General features: G+C 69.6%; 11 protein-coding genes. 7 read left to right on the top strand and 4 right to left on the bottom strand.

The window, feature by feature from the left end; translation table 11 throughout:
• Positions 1 to 106 precede the first annotated feature (106 nt).
• Entirely contained in the window at positions 107 to 1,726 is a 1,620-nt protein-coding gene (locus tag CFB49_RS27760; protein ID WP_089492930.1) for a methyl-accepting chemotaxis protein, read from the top strand.
• On the opposite strand, the gene CFB49_RS27755 is transcribed toward CFB49_RS27760, so the two are convergent.
• Positions 1,699 to 2,808: an AGE family epimerase/isomerase gene (locus CFB49_RS27755; protein ID WP_069621639.1), complete on the bottom strand. Its 1,110-nt coding sequence runs from the start codon at positions 2,806 to 2,808 to the stop codon at positions 1,699 to 1,701. The two genes, CFB49_RS27760 and CFB49_RS27755, sit on opposite strands and share 28 nt — an antisense overlap.
• 114 nt (positions 2,809 to 2,922) lie before the next feature.
• Between CFB49_RS27755 and CFB49_RS27750 the strand changes: the two genes are divergently transcribed.
• The 4 genes from CFB49_RS27750 to CFB49_RS27740 all read left to right on the top strand — a co-directional run bounded on the left by CFB49_RS27750 (position 2,923) and on the right by CFB49_RS27740 (position 6,077).
• Positions 2,923 to 3,621 (top strand): MgtC/SapB family protein, encoded by a 699-nt coding sequence (locus CFB49_RS27750; protein WP_089492929.1) that lies wholly within the window; start codon positions 2,923 to 2,925, stop codon positions 3,619 to 3,621.
• Between the two features lie 92 nt (positions 3,622 to 3,713).
• Positions 3,714 to 5,084, top strand: coding sequence for a flagellar hook-length control protein FliK (locus tag CFB49_RS27745; protein ID WP_089492928.1), 1,371 nt, complete (start codon positions 3,714 to 3,716; stop codon positions 5,082 to 5,084).
• Between the two features lie 175 nt (positions 5,085 to 5,259).
• Positions 5,260 to 5,415, top strand: coding sequence for a hypothetical protein (locus tag CFB49_RS36495; RefSeq protein ID WP_174385615.1), 156 nt, complete (start codon positions 5,260 to 5,262; stop codon positions 5,413 to 5,415).
• A 182-nt stretch (positions 5,416 to 5,597) separates the two neighbouring features.
• Positions 5,598 to 6,077 (top strand): GNAT family N-acetyltransferase, encoded by a 480-nt coding sequence (locus CFB49_RS27740; protein ID WP_089492927.1) that lies wholly within the window; start codon positions 5,598 to 5,600, stop codon positions 6,075 to 6,077.
• Positions 6,078 to 6,220: 143 nt separating this feature from the next.
• Here the strand turns inward: CFB49_RS27740 and CFB49_RS27735 are convergent, their stop codons facing one another.
• Together CFB49_RS27735 and CFB49_RS27730 are read right to left on the bottom strand one after the other, a co-directional pair.
• The gene (locus CFB49_RS27735) at positions 6,221 to 9,304 is read right to left on the bottom strand and encodes a heavy metal translocating P-type ATPase (protein ID WP_089492926.1); all 3,084 of its coding nucleotides are present in this window, start codon (positions 9,302 to 9,304) and stop codon (positions 6,221 to 6,223) included.
• A gap of 189 nt (positions 9,305 to 9,493) precedes the next feature.
• Complete coding sequence (locus tag CFB49_RS27730; protein ID WP_089437254.1) at positions 9,494 to 9,817, bottom strand: type II toxin-antitoxin system HicB family antitoxin; 324 nt, start codon at positions 9,815 to 9,817, stop codon at positions 9,494 to 9,496.
• 409 nt (positions 9,818 to 10,226) lie between these two features.
• On the opposite strand from CFB49_RS27730, the gene CFB49_RS27725 reads away from it, so the two are divergent.
• Positions 10,227 to 11,663, top strand: a complete 1,437-nt coding sequence (locus CFB49_RS27725; RefSeq protein WP_089437253.1) for a DUF1254 domain-containing protein — start codon at positions 10,227 to 10,229, stop codon at positions 11,661 to 11,663.
• Between the two features lie 152 nt (positions 11,664 to 11,815).
• Positions 11,816 to 15,655 (top strand): DUF748 domain-containing protein, encoded by a 3,840-nt coding sequence (locus tag CFB49_RS27720; protein ID WP_089492925.1) that lies wholly within the window; start codon positions 11,816 to 11,818, stop codon positions 15,653 to 15,655.
• Positions 15,656 to 15,716: 61 nt separating this feature from the next.
• Here CFB49_RS27720 and CFB49_RS27715 read toward each other — a convergent pair whose 3' ends face one another.
• Complete coding sequence (locus CFB49_RS27715; RefSeq protein ID WP_050012198.1) at positions 15,717 to 15,938, bottom strand: hypothetical protein; 222 nt, start codon at positions 15,936 to 15,938, stop codon at positions 15,717 to 15,719.
• Between the last annotated feature and the right edge of the window lie 303 nt (positions 15,939 to 16,241).

Here is a 16,241-nt window from a genome sequence, read left to right as displayed (position 1 = left end):
CGCACGCGATTGACCCGCGTGGCCGGCCATTCCGCCTAAAGTCCGACGAAGAAATGCCGCTAATGCCGGGGCATCGCCTCATCGTCCGCTCTTCAGGAATTCCCCCATGTTCGGAAAAATCAAGCTCGCGTCGGGTCTGCTCGGCGTGTTGACCGTGTTCTGCCTCTTCCTGTTCGCGATCGAAGCGCTCGGCTTCTGGACGCTTGCGTCGACGCGCCGCGGCGTCGACGATCTGTCGACCGTCGCGATCGCGCAGGTCGACGCGGCCAGCCGCGCGACCGAGCAACTGCTCGACGCGCGCATCAACCTGTCGCGGGCCGGCACGCGGATGGTGCGCGGCGGCCCCAAGCCCGAAGACATCATCCGCCATGCGGGCGCGTCGCTCGCGGAAGCGGACAAGGCGTTCGCGGTGCTGACGGCCGCGCAGCCTGTCGACGATACCAACCGTACACGCGTCGCGGCGCTCACCGAGCGTTATCGCGCGCTGCGCGGCGCGCTGGGCGAACTCGTGCAGTTCCTCGACGCCGACAACATCCAGGCATTCCTCGACCAGCCGACCCAGGGCTTTCAGGACGCGTACATCGCCGAGCTGCATCGCTTCACCGACTACGGCGGCGCGTCGAGCCGCGCGGCGCTCGACACCATCGACGGCGGCATGCTGTGGTTCAAGTCGGTCGGCATCGTGCTGCTGGTGGCGATGCTCGCGGCGAGCGTCGCGATCTACGCGGCCGCGCGGCGCGCGGTCGTCGCGCCGCTGGAGCAGGCCGGCCGCCATTTCGAGCGGATCGCACAGGGCCGTCTCGACGAAGCCGTGCAGGCGGGCGGCGTGTTCGAGATCGACCGGATGCTGCGCGGCCTCGCCACGATGCAGACGAGCATCGCGGGCACCGTGCGCACGGTGCGCCAGGCGTCCGACGCGATCCACCTCGGCGCGGGCGAGATCGCGGGCGGCAACGCCGACCTGTCGGCACGCACCGGCACGCAGGCCGCGTCGCTCGAGGAAACGGCCGCGAGCATGGAGGAGCTGACGGCAACCGTCCGTCAGAACACCGACAGCGCACGCGCGGCGAGCGCGCTGGCCGACGCGGCGCTCGAGGCGACGAGCCACGGCGGCGGCGTGGTCGACAGCGTGATCGACCGGATGCGCGGCATCGCGCAGAGCTCGGGGCGGATCGCGGAGATCATCTCGGTGATCGACGGCATCGCGTTCCAGACCAACATCCTCGCGCTGAATGCCGCGGTCGAGGCCGCGCGGGCCGGCGAACAGGGGCGCGGCTTCGCGGTGGTCGCGGGCGAAGTGCGTTCGCTCGCGCAGCGCAGCGCGCAGTCGGCGAAGGAGATCAAGGCGCTGATCGAGGATTCGGTCGCGCAGATCAACGGCGGCGCGGAGCTCGTCGAGCGCGCCGGCGACGCGATGCGCACGGTGTCGGCATCGATCACGCGCGTCGTGCAGACGATGTCGGAGATCACGGCGGCGTCGGTCGAGCAGAGCGTCGGGATCGAGCAGGTGAACCAGGCCGTCACGCAGATGGATCAGCTGACGCAGCAGAACGCCGCGCTGGTCGAGGAAGTCGCGGCGGCGGCCGCGTCGCTGAACGACCAGACCGCGCACCTGATGCAGGCGGTGTCGGTGTTCGAACTGGGCGACGGACGCGCCGCGCGCGGCGATCGCGCGGCGCCGTCGTTCGTGGCGACGGGTTACGAACCGGCCGGCAGCGCCGCGTAGGCGGTCGCGAGGTGGTAGGGCGTCGTCGACGGCATGTCGGCGCGCGACACCTGCCCGTCGGCCGTCTTGCACTCGAACCAGCCGCGCGGATGCAGGAAGCGCGCGGCGAACCGCTCGATCTGGCGTGCGAGCGGCGCGGAGGCCGGCGTGCCGCCGTGCGTCGCGAGCGCGCGCAGGTATTCGGTCTGCGCCCAGATCCGCTGCGTGCCGTCGATGCACGCGCCTTGCGCGTCGAGCGCCGCGCACACGCCGCCCGTCTGCGGATCGACGCCGTATTGTTCGGCGAACGCGAACGCGCGCGACAGCGCGGCGGGGAGCCCGGTCTGCGCGAGCCGCGCACCGGCCGCATCGACCAGATAGAACCATTCGAACTGATGGCCGGGCTCGAAACGGTTGTCGGCCGCTCCGAGCGGCAACTCGGCCACGCAGCCGGTCGCCGCGTCGACGAACGTGCGCTCGACGGCCTGCGCGGTGTGCGCGAGCGCATCGTCGAACGCCGGGTCGCCGAACGCATCGGCGGCCGCGAGCCACGCTTCGGTCAGATGCATCAGCGGATTCTGCAGCGCGCCGCTGCCGGATGACGAGAAATCGGCGTGGCGCGCGGCATCGAGCAACGCGTCGCCGTGGCGCGGCGCGAAGCGGTCCTGGATCAGCGCGGCGGTGGTTTCGGCCACCGTGCGCGCGGCGGCGTCGCCCGACGCCGCATGCCAGGCGGCGCACGCGAACACGATGAACGCGTGCGTATAGAGATCCTTGGTCGTATCGAGCGGCGCGCCCTGCGCGTCGACGCTGTAGATCCAGCCGCCGTGGCGCGCGTCGCGAAAGTGCCGGCACAGCGCGTCGAACAGCGTGGCCGCATGCGCGGTGTCGCCGGCCTGCGCGAACACGAACAGTTGCCGGGCGCACGCCATTGCGCGATAACGGGTCACGGGCAGCGGCGCATGGGTGGCCGGATCGACGGCCTCGAACGGCAGCTGCAATGCTGGGTCGAACCCTGAACCCCGCCAGATCGGCAAGACGACGTGCGCGAAATGGTGGCGCAACTGGGCGGCCTGGGCGGAAGCGGAGTCGGAAACGGGCATGGCGGGGTTGAGCGCTTGGATCGAAACGTGTCGGCGCGGCCCGGAGAATCGGCGCGGCCGGGGCCAAGGATAAAACATTCCGCGCGGCCGGCACCAAAAAAGGAGATAAATCGGATGCTCAGCAACCTGGAACTCGTGATGCGGCTCGTTCTCGCGGCGGCGCTCGGCAGCGTCATCGGCTTCGAGCGCGAGCGCCTGTCGTGGGCGGCCGGCCTGCGCACGCACATGCTGGTGTGCGTCGGCTCGACGCTGATCATGATCGTGTCGGCGTTCGGTTTCGCCGACGTGCTCGGCACCAGCGACCACGTCGTGCTCGATCCGTCGCGGATCGCCGCGCAGGTCGTGTCGGGCATCGGCTTCCTCGGCGCGGGGTCGATCCTGCTGCGCGGCGAGATCGTGCGCGGGCTGACGACGGCCGCGAGCCTGTGGTCGGTCGCCGCGATCGGCCTCGCGGTGGGCGGCGGGCTCTATGTCGCGTCGATTTCGGCCACGATCATCATCCTGATCATCCTGGCCGGCATCAAGCCGCTGGAGCGGCGCTATTTCACGGTGCGCCAGCGGCGTCAGCTCGCGTTCACGGTGGCGAGCGGCACGCTGACGTTCGATTCGCTGCACGCGGCGCTCGGCCCCGACAGTGCGCGCGTGAAGCAGTTCATCGTGCAGCGTGCCGACGACACGGGCGAGCAGGACGAGGTGCGCATCGCGCTGGCGCGCGTGTCGGAACTCGAATACAAGGCGATCTGCGCCAAGCTGCGCGCGCTGCCGGGCGTCACGCGTTTCGACGGCGGGAACGGGCTGGGAGGCGACGAATAGCGTGAATCGGTTGCGGGGCATGCGACAATGGCCGATCACCGATTCCGTTCGACATCCGGGTTCGCGTCTGCGGGCCCCGCTATCCGATTTCCATGACCGAATCCGTTTCCGCGCCGCGCTCCCGCTCCCGTTCCACCCGTTCGTCGGCCCGTTCGCGCCAGCGCTCGGCCGCTGCCGCCGGCAGCACGTCCGCCAGGGCGACGGCACGATCCGGCAGCGCACCGGCCGGCGACGCGCCGCGCGACGAACGGACGCTCGACCTGTTCGGCGATCCGGTGCTGGAGCCGGGCGAGCGCATGCCGGTTGCGGCGCGCGACGAAGCGAGCGTGGAAGCCGATGCGGCGGCCGGTGTCGACGACGGGCGACAGGCCACGCTGGACGGGTTCACCCCGCCCGCGGATGTGGATGCGGCTGTGGCAACGCATGCGGAACCTGAAGGCGCGGCGCCGACGGATGTAGCGGCTAAGGTTGTTTCGACGCCTGAACGCGACGTGGCCGCGAACGTCGACGGCGCATCGGCAGAGGGTCTTGCAACGAAGGCAGCCCGTTTGCCTGCGGGCGATGGCGTCGCAACGCAGCGCGACGTGTCCGTGGTCGACGGCGCCGCGAACGCGGTGGCGACGCTGCAAGCCGCCGATGGCGCTGCGGTGCCGGCGGCGGAATCGCGAGCGGCAGAGAGCGAAGTCGCGAAGCCTGTCGTCGAGGCGGCAGCCGTCAAATCCCGCGAAGGGAAATCGTCGGGGGATGCGGTGAAGGAGCGTCGCTCGTCGTCTGGCGGCAAGCGCCGGGCGGCTGCCGGCGCAAGCGAAGCGACGGCGGCGCAAGCCGCACCGGTTTCGACGAGCATCGATTCGAAGCGGGAAGCGGCTGACTTGAACCCGCCGCCGGTCATCGCTGCACCGGTCGAACCGCAGACGCCGGCACAGCCGGCACGATCGTCCGAACCGGCGATCGCCCCGCATTCCGCGAAGCCCCGCGACACGACTCGGCAGCCCGACGCTTCGCCGCCGCCGGTCGCGCAGCCGGTGGCATCCGCCGCGTCGTTCGTGACCAAGCCATCGTCGGAGCGTACGCAACCGGCCGCGCCCGCCTTCGATCCGGACACGCACCTGCGCCCGCTGACCGACCGGATCGCCACGCTGCAGACCGACGTGGACGGCCTGACGCGCTCGGCCGATCGCGAAATGCGTCGCGTCAACCGCCTGTTGCTCGCGCTGGCGGTCGTCGTGCTGGCGGGGCTCGTCGCGCTGGTGCTGCAAACGCGCCAGATCGCGGGCCTGAAGCAGGACGTCGCCACCAAGCAGCAACGGATCGATCGCCTCGCGGCCGATCTGTCGACGCAGCAGGCCACGCTGATGACGCTCGAGGAGCACCACGAAGCGCTTCTGTCGCAAGTCGACCGGCTTCAGCGCAACGCGAACCGCGAGGCGGCCGTCGGGAAGCGGACTCACCGCGCGCGCTAATCGTTTCGACCCCATCCTGGAAGCCCGACGGAGCAAGGATCGCCGTTCCGCGCCGGCGATCAGCTGTTGCGCACGTGCGGCAAACCGATGCAGCTCGCTGGCGGAGTTCAGGGAAAACCCTTAGAATGAAGGTCATCTAAGGGAAAACCCTAGCCACGTCTGTCAGGAGTCTCACATGAGCTTCATCTTCGCCCTGCTGCAAAAAATCGACGACCTCTTCGTCTCCCCGCACCTGCCGCTCGACGCCGACTACTCGTACGCTGCGCGTCATGCGGAAGCCGAGCGCGTGCGCCGTGCGCACCTCGTGCCGATCGTCCTGTACCGTCGCTGATTCGCTGATTCGCTGATTCGCTGATTCGCTGATTCGCTGATTCGCTGATTCGCTGATTCGCTGATTCGCTGATTCGGCGCGGCGTCCGCCGCACCTGCCGCCCGTTTTCCGCCGCCGCATCGCGCGCCGGTGCGACTGTGCCGCTACACTGGAAGTCCGATTCCGTTCACGGCGACCGGGCCATGCTGCAGATGCGGCCGATGACGGCCGGCGAATTCCACGCGTACCGCACGCGAGCCATCGACGGCTACGCGCGCGACCTCGTTTCCTCCGGGCAAAATGCTGTCGAAGACGCGGCCGATCGTGCGCGCGCCTGTTTCGACACGCTGCTGCCGGACGGCCTGCTGACCGCCGGCCAGACCCTCGTCACGCTCATCGACGGCGCCAGCGGCGACACGGTGGGCGACCTCTGGTACGCGATCGTCCCTGAAGGGCCGAACCGCACGCTGTTCATCTACGACCTCGACATCGTCCCGTCACGGCGCCGCCAGGGCTGGGCCACACGTGCGCTCGATGCGCTCGACGCCGAGGCGCGCCGGTACGGCGTCACCGAGATCGGGCTGTCGGTGTTCAATCACAACGCGGCGGCGCGTGCGCTGTATCGCGCGTGCGGCTTCGCGCCGATCACCACGACATTGATCAAGCCGGTCGTGTCGGACTGAATCCGCCAGCCGGCGAGGCGTTGTCACATGCTGCCGGTTCGGCACGCCGTGTAGCGGGCCAACGCCGGCATGCGTTCCGATCCTTCCTGTTGGTCGAACGCCGAACGGCCCGTCCGGCCATTCGCCATTCACCGCCCTCCGCATCAACGCGCGCGGCCTTTCCATCTCCGCAGCAGCAACGCGTTGGTCACGACGCTGACGCTGGAAAACGCCATCGCCGCGCCCGCGATCACCGGATTCAGCAAGCCGAGCGCCGCGAGCGGCACGCCGACCAGGTTGTAGACGAACGCCCAGAACAGGTTCTGCTGGATCTTGCGGTACGTGCGTTTGGAGATGTCGATCGCGTCGGCGACGAGCGCCGGGTCGCCGCGCATCAGCGTGATGCCGGCCGTGTGCATCGCGACGTCGGTGCCGGTCGCCATCGCGATGCCGACGTCCGCCGCGGCGAGCGCGGGCGCATCGTTGATCCCGTCGCCGACCATCGCGACGATTCCGCCGTGCGTGCGCTTCAGTTCGGCGACGACGCGCGCCTTGTCGTCGGGCAGCACCTGCGCGTGCACTTCGCCGATGCCGAGCGTCGCCGCGACGGCCGCCGCGCTGCCGCGGTTGTCGCCCGTCACGAGCGCGCTCGCGACGCCGCGCGCCGACAGCGCCGCGATCGCGTCGCGGGCGCCTGGCTTCACGGTGTCGCCGAAGGCGATCAGCGCGAGCACCGCGCGCGGCGCATCGGCACGCATCAGCCACGAGATCGTGTTGCCGGCGCGCTCGAGTTCCGCCGCGCGGGCGTCGAGCGCCGGCGGCACCGCGATGCCGAGTTCGTCGCGCCAGCGCGTGCTGCCCAGCGCGAGCCGCTGCCCGCGGACGTGCGCTTCGACGCCGCGCCCCGCCACCGCACGCGCCTGCGTCGCGACGACCGGCTCCGCCGCGCCACCATGTGCGGCCACGCCCGCGTCATGCGCGGCGACCACCGCACGCGCGAGCGGATGGTCGCTCTGCCGCTGCACGGCCGCCGCGAGCGCGAGCGCTTCGGCGCGCGGCACGCCAACGGCGTCGAACGCCGTCACGGACGGTTTGCCTTCGGTCAGCGTGCCGGTCTTGTCGAATGCGATCACGGTCGTACGCTGCGCGAGTTCGAGCGCCTGCGCGTCCTTGATCAGCACGCCGTGCCGGGCCGCGACGCCGGTGCCGGCCATGATCGCGGCGGGCGTCGCGAGACCGAGCGCGCACGGGCACGCGATCACGAGCACCGCGACCGCGTTGAGGATCGCGGTTTCCATCCCGGCGCCGGCGATCATCCAGCCGACCAGCGTCAGCACGGCGATGCCGAGGATCGCCGGCACGAACACCTCGCTGACGCGATCGACGAGCCGCTGGATCGGCGCCTTCTCGGCCTGCGCGGATTCGACGAGGCGGATGATGCGTGCGAGCGTCGTTTCCGCACCGATCGCGGTGGTTTCGACGACGAGCGCGCCTTCGCCGTTGATCGAGCCTGCCGTGACGGCGTCGCCGTCGTCCTTCGGCACGGGCAGGCTCTCGCCGGTGATCAGCGATTCGTCGATGTGCGAGCGGCCCGACACGATCCGTCCGTCGACGGGCACGCGCTCGCCGGGCCGGATGCCAACGTGCGTGCCGACGCGCACCTGCGACAGCGGCACGTCGCGTTCGACGCCGTGCTCGACGACGCGCGCGCGGTCGGGGCGCAGCGCGTTCAGCGCGCGGATCGCTTCGGTGGTCTGGCGCTTCGCGCGCGATTCGAGCCACTTGCCGAAGCGCACGAGCGTGACGATGACGGCCGACGCCTCGAAATACAGATGGCCGGGATGCGCGGGATCGCGCAGCAGCATCCACAGGCTCAGCCCGTACGCGGCCGACGTGCCGAGCGCGACGAGCAGGTCCATGTTGCCGGTGCGCGCCTTCACCGCATGCCAGGCCGCGCGGTAGAAGCGCGCGCCGAAGCCGAACTGCACGATCGACGCGAGCACGAGCTGGAGCCAGCCGGGCAGCATCAGGTCGATGCCGAACGGCGCGGAGAGCATCGGCGCGACGAGCGGCGCGCTCAGCACGGCGGCCCCGATCACGAGGTTGCGTTCGCGGATCGCCTCGCGGCGCTTGCGGGCGTCGAGGTCCTGCGCGGGGCGGGCCGGTTGCAAGTCGGCGGCGGCCGTGGCGCCGGCGGGTGATGCGGCGGCAAGCGATGCTTGGTAGCCGGCTGTGGTGACCGCCGCGATCAGCGTGGCGGCGTCGAGCGCGCCGGCGCCGTGCACCGACGCGCGTTCGGTCGCGAGGTTGACCGTCGCGCGTGCGACGCCCGGCACGGCGGCCAGCGCCTTCTCGACGCGGCCGGCGCAGGACGCGCAGGTCATGCCGCCGATGTCGAGTTCGACGTCGGTGGAAGCGGGCGTGGCAGCGGAAGTGGCGGGCGCAGCCGCGACGGCGGCTGGTGTCGCGCCGTAGCCGGCTTGTTTCACCGCGTCGACAAGCTGTGCAGCAGATACGGCGTTCGACGCGTCGACGGTCGCGCGTTCGGTCGCGAGGTTGACCGATGCGCGCGTGACGCCCGGCACCTTCGCGAGCGCTTTCTCGACGCGCGACACGCAGGACGCGCAGGTCATTCCGTCGATGTCGAGTTCGATGCTTGCGCGCGCGGGCGCGGCGGGCAATGCAGTGGCGGCGGCCGGGACGACGATCTCCGACGCCGTCGGCGTCGCACCATAACCGGCCTGTTTCACGGCGTCCGCCAACTGGCCGGCCGAAACGCCGGCCGACGCATCGACCGTCGCGCGCTCGGTGGCGAGGTTGACCGATGCGCGCGTGACGCCCGGCACCTTCGCCAGCGCTTTTTCGACGCGTGACACGCACGACGCGCAGGTCATTCCGTCGATATCGAGTTCGATCGTCGCGGCGGCAGGAGGAAGCGCGGAGGCCACGGACGGCGTTTCGTCGCGCAACGCGTGCGCCGAATGCGTGGCCGCGCCGGCTTCGACCGGCGCCTCGCGCACCGCCGCGCGATAGCCGGCCTCCCGGACGGCGTCGACGAGCTGGCCCGCCGTGACGGTTTCCTGCGCCGTGACCGTCGCCGCATGCGCATCGAGATCGACCGCCGCATCGACGACGCCCGGCACGGCGGCCAGCGCCCGCTGCACGCGGCCCGAGCAGCCGCCGCAATGCATGCCGTCGACGCCCAGTTCGATCGTTTGCAGCGCCGCGGACGCGAGTGGTTCAGTCATGTCGGATTCCCCAAAAGCGCGGTTCGTACCGCGAATGGTTCCAGTATCAACATTCCCATGATGGTAAGGTCAAGCGTCGGCGACGATGCGACGCATGCCAATGCACAGGGTGTCACAACACGGGAAAAGCGATTGCCCGGCTTCCGAACGGACAGGCAGGCGATGGCGCCAGAACGGGCGCGTGCGCGCTCAGGCGCAGAGCTTCGCGCTCGCGAGGCGATTGAGACTGACGCCCTGCTCGGCGGCCTGGATGACCAGCGCACGGTGCGCCTGCGGCGGGATGCGGACCTTGAATTCGCCGCTGTAGGTTCGGTCGGCGATCGGTTCGGGTACCTTCTCGCCGTTCGCCGTCATTTCGCCCACGACATCGGCGACGAGCCGGCGAATGCCGGCCAGTGCGCCCTCGGGCGTTGCATCGAGCCACGAAAGAGACGGGAACTCCGCGCAGAGGCCGACGTGCTCCCCGTCCTCCGGGGACCACGTTACGCGGTACGTAAAGTGGTCTTGGGTCATGATTTTTGTTCCTTCGGTCGGTCGAGCGCGTCGGGACCCTGCCGCACCTGACAAGCCTTTACTTTCCCCGATCATTCCACCGGCCATCACTAATGGTGTCAATAATGACACCATTAATCCCTCCTCGCCACCGGTGCTTGTCCGATCGCTATTCCGGAGCGGCGCATCGTTCCAGATTCTTGGTGAATCCCGTGAACTCTTTCAGATTTTTTGACGGTTCGGCTAGCGTTTTACCCGTTATTCGGCATATTGGGGGATGCCCTTAGGCGCTATGATACCGGCCTGACATCAGCGCCCACCGTTACGAAACGTCATGAACGGTCATTCGGGCACGCTGGGGTGCCTTGCTTCGCCGTTCGCGAGACGAACAAGGCGTTGACTGAAAAGAACGATATTCGGCCAGTAATCGATGATTGAAAACCAGCGAGAATCAGTTTCTCTGCGACGCGCGTGCGCGTCGCTGGCCATTGCGGCGTTGCTTGCAGGATGCGCGTCGCAACCGGATGCGATCCAGCGGAAAACCGGCTGGATGCGCGCGGAAGTCGCCGACTCCTATATCTATGCGTATCCGCTCGTGCTGATGGACGTCGCGAAGGAAGCGGCGACGGGCGGCGACGGCGCGCAACCGGGGCAGGCGCCGCTCAACACGCTGCGCCATGCGCAGGCGCTGCCGCCCGTCGGCGCGGTCAATCCGCCGCTGCCGGGCGTCGACACGCTCGACTCGACCGGCTGGCTCGACGTCGCCGCCGAACCCGTGATCGTCACGCTGCCCGACACGCGCGGCCGCTACTGGGACGCGCGTGCACTCGACATGTGGACGAACGTGCTGTGGTCGTCGTCGAGCGTCGCGGCGCGCGGCGCGCGTGGCGCCGGGCGATCGCAAACGATTGCCTTCGCCGCGAAGGAGTGGCAGGGCACGCTGCCGAAGGGCGTGGTGCGGGTCGACGTGCCGTCCGCCAATGCGTGGCTCGAAGTGCGGCTGCAGACGAGCGGCGGGCGCGACCTGACGAACGTGAAGAAACTGCAGCGCGCGATCCGCGTGGTGCCGCTGTCGGTCTACACGGGCGCCGAGCGCGGCGCGTCGGTCGCGGTCCACGCGGGCAGCGCGCCGTCCGAAGCGGTAGGCGGCGGCACGCCGGCCGAGCAGGTGGCCGCGCTCGACCCGAAGGCGTTCTTCACGCGTTTCGCACGGGCGCTGCAGGACAATCCGCCGCCGGTCGACGACGCGCACGCACAGGAATCGCTCGGCGACATCGGCGTGACGGCCGGCTATCCGGTGCTGTGGACGGGCGACCGTCTCACGGCCGCCACGGCCGGCGTGGCCGAGGCGCGCGCGCGGCTCGCGACGCCGCCGTCGAACCTGCTGAGCGCGAACGGCTGGACCTGGATCGGCGATACGGCCGGCAAGTACGGCCAGGACTACGCGCTGCGCGCGTACGCCGCCTATACGCAGTTCGGCACCGCAACGCGCGACGACGAGACGCTCGCGGTCACCCGCGTCGACAGCGACGGTCACGCGCTGAACGGCGCGAACCGCTACGTGCTGCATTTCGCGCCGGGCGCGCTGCCGCCGGTGCGCGCGTTCTGGACGCTCACGCCGTACACCACCAACGGCGCGCTGCCGGACGTCGGGTCGGCGCGGCGCTCGCTCGGCGATCGCGATCGACTGCGCCGCAACCGCGACGGCTCGGTCGACATCGTCGTATCGGCGTCGCCGGGCGGCACGCATGCGGCCAACTGGCTGCCCGCGCCGCGTACCGATTTCGCGCTTGCGTTGCGGCTGTACGCACCGAAGCCGCAGGCAAGCGACGGGTCGTGGATGCCGCCCGTCGTCGTCCGGAAATGAACGGTTGACCGCCGCCGTTGTCCGACCGGCGGGCGCGTCGGCGGCGCCCGACCGCCGTACCGTCACCTCCTGAGCCTATACTTTCGGGATAGCGTGCGCGGCCGCCCGGTTTGTCCGGTGCGGCCCGGCATCCATTCCCGAGGCATTCAAGCATGGCAAGCGCAGACAAAGAAACCCTACCCTCGACCCTCCATGCCCTCGGTGGCGTAGCACGCTCGCGCCGGACCCGGCGTATCGGCATCGGCCTGCTGATCTTCGTCGTTTTGTTCGGACTGCTCGGCTTCTTCGCGGCGCCGCCGCTGATCCGCCATGTCGCCGAACAGCAGTTGAGCAAGCAGCTGGACCGGCCGGCCACGATCCAGCGCATCGCGCTGAACCCGTACACGCTGAATCTCGAAGCCGACGGCATTCATCTCGGCGAGCGCGGCGGCCAGGGCGACTTCATCGACATCGGCAAGCTCGTCGTGAGGCCGTCGTGGTCGTCGCTGTTTCGCGGCGCGCCGATCGTCAACGAAATCCGGCTCGACTCGCCGCGCTTTCACGTCGTCCGCTACGACGCGCAGCGCTTCAACTTCACCGACCTGATCGAGAAGTTCTCGTCGCCGTCGCCGACACCCGACAGCAAGCCGACGCAGTTCTCGGTGTCGAACATCCAGGTCAACGACGGCCGGATCGATTTCGACGATCGCCTGCTGAACGAAAAGCACGTGGTCGACAACTGGACGCTCGGCATTCCGTACATCGCGACGCTGGCCTCGAAGACCGACATCTTCGTCGAGCCGAAGCTGCGCGCGCGCTTCGACGGCAGCCCGATCTCGATCGACGGCAAGACCAAGCCGTTCGCGCAGTCGCGCGAATCGGAGATCGCGCTGAAGTTCGACCGCCTCGACGTGCCGAAGCTGATCTCGTACGTGCCGGCGAAGCTGCCGGTGGCCGTGACGAGCGGCCTGCTGAGCAGCAACCTCACGGTCAATTTCGTGATGAGCGGCGAGACGCCCGCGTTGCGCGTGTCGGGCACAGTCGACCTGAACGACGCGAAGGTGACCGACCGCGCGTCGGCGCCGCTGTTCGCCGCGCGCGGCGTGCACGTCGCGGCGACCGGACTGGAACCGCTGCGCAACGCGATGCATTTCGACGAGATCCGGCTCGACCAGCCGGTGGTCGACCTGTCGCGCGACAAGCAGGGCGTGCTGAACGTCGAGAAGCTCGTCGCGCAACCGGCCGCCGTGCCGAAGGCCGAAGCCGGCAAGCCGGCCGCGTCGGCCGTCGCCGTTGCCGTTGCCGGGGCGTCCGCGGCTTCCGGGGCTTCCGGCGCGACCGTCGCCGCAGCCAGCGGCGCGAAGGCCGAAGGCGCCGCCGCGAAGGAAGCGCCGCCGCTCGACCTGACGATCCGTCACGTCGCGATCGACGGCGGCACGATCAACGTCGACGACCGCGTGCCGGCGACGCCGACCGCGCTGTCGCTGACGAAGCTCGCCGCGACGCTCGACGGCTTCACGCTGCAGGGCAAGACGCCGGCGAAATACACGTTGTCGACGTCGCTGTCGCGCGGCGGCGACGTGAACGCCGAAGGGACGTTCAATCTCGCGGCGAAGCAGGCCGACACGAAGCTGACGGTCGCCGCGCTCGCGCTGCCGGCGCTGCAGCCGTACCTCGGCGAGGCGACGCGCGCGCGCGTGCTCGACGGCACGCTCGGCGCGACCGTCAACGCGAAGACCGACTGGGGCAAGACACCGCTCGCCGCGGAAGTCGCGGACAGCACGGTCAGCCTGAAATCGCTGAAGCTCGCCGCGCCGGACAGCAAGGCGCCCGCGATCGTGCTGCCCGACGCGAACGCGAAGATCGCGAAGGTCGACGTCGCCGCGCGCACCGCGGAAATCGCGAGCGTCGACGCGACTGGCCTCGCGCTCGACGTGAAGCGCCTGAAGGACGGCAAGATCGACCTCGCGGCGCTGGGCGAACCCGCGCAGGCGGCGGTGCCGCCGCGCACGGTCGCGCGCAAGGCGCAGGCCGCCGCGCCGTCGTGGCACTACCGGATCGACGCGCTGAACGTGAAGGACGCGTCCGCGAACTTCACCGACATGTCGACGCCGCGCCCGGTGAAGCTGGCGATCAAGCCGCTGGAGCTGTCGGTGCAGAAGGTGAGCGACGACCTGACGAAGCCGCTGCCCGTGCAGCTGAAGGCGACGCTGAATCGCAAGGGTTCGCTGAACGTGACGGGCGACGTGACCGCGCAGCCGCTGAAGCTCGGCCTGAAGATCAACGGCAACCGTCTCGACGCGGCCGCGTTCGAGCCGTACTTCGGCAGCGCGCTGAACGCGACGATCGCGAGCGCGCTGCTCAACGCGCAGGGCAGCCTGACGTTCGCGCAGGTGAAGGACACGCCGCGGGCGGTCTATCGCGGCGACGTCGCGCTGGTCGACGTGCGGATGCTCGACAAGGCGACGTCCGACCCGTTCGCCGGCTGGCGCTCGCTCGCGCTGTCGAACCTGAAGGCGAGCTACGACGAGAAGGGCACCGACGTCGACGCCGCGCGCGTGACGTTCTCGAACTTCTACGGCCGCGTGCTGCTCGACGCGCAGGGCCGGCTGAACCTGAAGGACGTGGTCGCGAAGGAGACGGGCCCCGCGCAGTCGCTCACGCGAGACGCGAGCAAGGGCGAGCCGGTGCCGCTGTCGCCGGGCGTGACGCCGCCGGCCGCCGCGCAGGCCGCCTCGGCCGCGGCCGCGCAGCAGGCGTCCGTGCCGGCCGCCGCGTCGGCGACGGTGGTCGTGAAGGCCGCGCCGCAGCCGCAGAACCCGGTGCGGATGCACTTCGGCGAACTGCTGCTGCAGAACGGACGCGTCACGTACACGGACAACTTCATCAAGCCGAACTACACGGCGAACCTCGTCGCGATCAAGGGCACGGTCGGCGCGTTCGGCACCGATTCGACGACGTCCGCGCCGGTCGACGTCGCCGCGAACCTCGCGGGCAACGGGCCGATCTCGATCAAGGGCACGGTGAACCCGCTGATCGAGAAGCCGGCGCTCGACCTCACGGCGACCGCGCACGACATCGAGCTGACCAACCTGACGCCGTATTCGGCGAAGTACGCGGGCTATCCGATCACGAAGGGCAAGCTCAACGTCGACCTGCACTATCAGCTCGCGAACGACCAGCTGTCGGCGAACAACCACATCTTCATCGACCAGCTCACGTTCGGCGATCACGTCGAGAACGACACGGCGACGAAGCTGCCGGTGAAGCTCGCGATCTCGCTCTTGAAGAACACGCGCGGCCAGATCGACGTGAACCTGCCGGTGTCGGGCTCGCTGTCGAATCCGGAATTCAGTGTCGGCGGCCTGATCTGGCACGCGGTGCTGAACCTGATCGCGAAGGCCGTCACGTCGCCGTTCACGCTGCTCGCGAATGCGTTCGGCGGCGGCGGCGGCGAGGATCTCGGCTATGTCGAGTTCGCGCCGGGCTCGTACCAGTTGACCGACGCGCAGCAGAAGAAGCTCGACACCGTCGTGAAGATGCTGACCGAGAAGCCGTCGATCCGTCTCGACCTGATCGGCCGCGTCGATCCGGCGCAGGACACGCCGGGGCTGCGCGACGCGTACGTCGAGCGGCTCGTGCGCCAGCAGAAGCTGAAGGACGTGATCGGCCAGGGCGAGAGCGTCGATCCGATGTCGGTGAAGGTCGACAAGGCCGAATACTCGAAGTACCTGACGCGCGCGTACAAGGCCGCCGACTTCAAGAAGCCGCGCAATCTGGTGGGCCTGCAGAAGACGCTGCCCGACGCGGACATGAAGCAGGCGCTCGCCGATCACGCACCGGCCGACGACAACGCACTGCGGGCGCTCGCGCAGCAGCGCGCGCAGGCCGTGCGTCAGTATCTCGACGGCAAGATCGACTCGAGCCGCATGTTCGTCGTCGCGCCGAAGCTCGACGCGAAGGGCATCTCGGACAAGGGCGCGACGACCCGCGTCGACTTCGGGCTGCAGTAAGCCTTACCACCATCCGTCATCCGCCGCCGCGCCCGCACCCGCCGGGCGCGGCGGCTTTTTTTCAGCGGCTGGCGACGGCCGGTTCGCGCTTGTCCAGCTCCTTCCTCGCGGCCAGCGGCAGACGCGCGTCGTCCCACTGCGTCAGCCATTCGACTTCCTTCGTGGTGAACACCGGTCCGTGGTTGCGCAACGCGTACTGCAGCGCGTCGACGACGTGATGGCGAATGATTTCGGGGGTACGTGCATCGTCCAGCACGAACCGGAGGGCTTCCAGGGTCGACATACTCGTGCTCCGGGTCAGGGAAAACCCTTTATGCCACGCCAATAGTCGCGGGCCAACCCGAAAAAAAATCCGGCCGCACGGGCCGGCGCACGGTAAACGATCTCGTCGGCACGAAGGAGGTCGCGCCGACGATCCTCGCGCTGCTCGACGCAGACCCGCACCTGCTGCAGGCGGTCGTCGCCGAGAACGCGCGCCTGCTGCCGGGGCTCGGTATCGGGCGTTCAGCGCCGGGGGCGGCGGTGTGTCCGGGGCATCGCGTGGGCGCGTCGGAAGAGGAACGCGGCGCCGGGTAGACGACCGTGC

The organism is Burkholderia sp. AU17457, from assembly GCF_002223255.1.
Lineage (GTDB): Bacteria > Pseudomonadota > Gammaproteobacteria > Burkholderiales > Burkholderiaceae > Burkholderia > Burkholderia sola.
This window is presented reverse-complemented; position numbering and strand designations above follow the sequence as displayed.

Bases quoted from the DNA above. Each gene is read 5' to 3' on its own strand.
- CFB49_RS27760 (WP_089492930.1), top strand. From the start codon at position 107: ATGTTCGGAAAAATCAAGCTCGCGTCGGGTCTGCTCGGCGTGTTGACC.
- CFB49_RS27755 (WP_069621639.1), bottom strand. From the start codon at position 2,808: ATGCCCGTTTCCGACTCCGCTTCCGCCCAGGCCGCCCAGTTGCGCCAC.
- CFB49_RS27750 (WP_089492929.1), top strand. From the start codon at position 2,923: ATGCTCAGCAACCTGGAACTCGTGATGCGGCTCGTTCTCGCGGCGGCG.
- CFB49_RS27745 (WP_089492928.1), top strand. From the start codon at position 3,714: ATGACCGAATCCGTTTCCGCGCCGCGCTCCCGCTCCCGTTCCACCCGT.
- CFB49_RS36495 (WP_174385615.1), top strand. From the start codon at position 5,260: ATGAGCTTCATCTTCGCCCTGCTGCAAAAAATCGACGACCTCTTCGTC.
- CFB49_RS27740 (WP_089492927.1), top strand. From the start codon at position 5,598: ATGCTGCAGATGCGGCCGATGACGGCCGGCGAATTCCACGCGTACCGC.
- CFB49_RS27735 (WP_089492926.1), bottom strand. From the start codon at position 9,304: ATGACTGAACCACTCGCGTCCGCGGCGCTGCAAACGATCGAACTGGGC.
- CFB49_RS27730 (WP_089437254.1), bottom strand. From the start codon at position 9,817: ATGACCCAAGACCACTTTACGTACCGCGTAACGTGGTCCCCGGAGGAC.
- CFB49_RS27725 (WP_089437253.1), top strand. From the start codon at position 10,227: ATGATTGAAAACCAGCGAGAATCAGTTTCTCTGCGACGCGCGTGCGCG.
- CFB49_RS27720 (WP_089492925.1), top strand. From the start codon at position 11,816: ATGGCAAGCGCAGACAAAGAAACCCTACCCTCGACCCTCCATGCCCTC.
- CFB49_RS27715 (WP_050012198.1), bottom strand. From the start codon at position 15,938: ATGTCGACCCTGGAAGCCCTCCGGTTCGTGCTGGACGATGCACGTACC.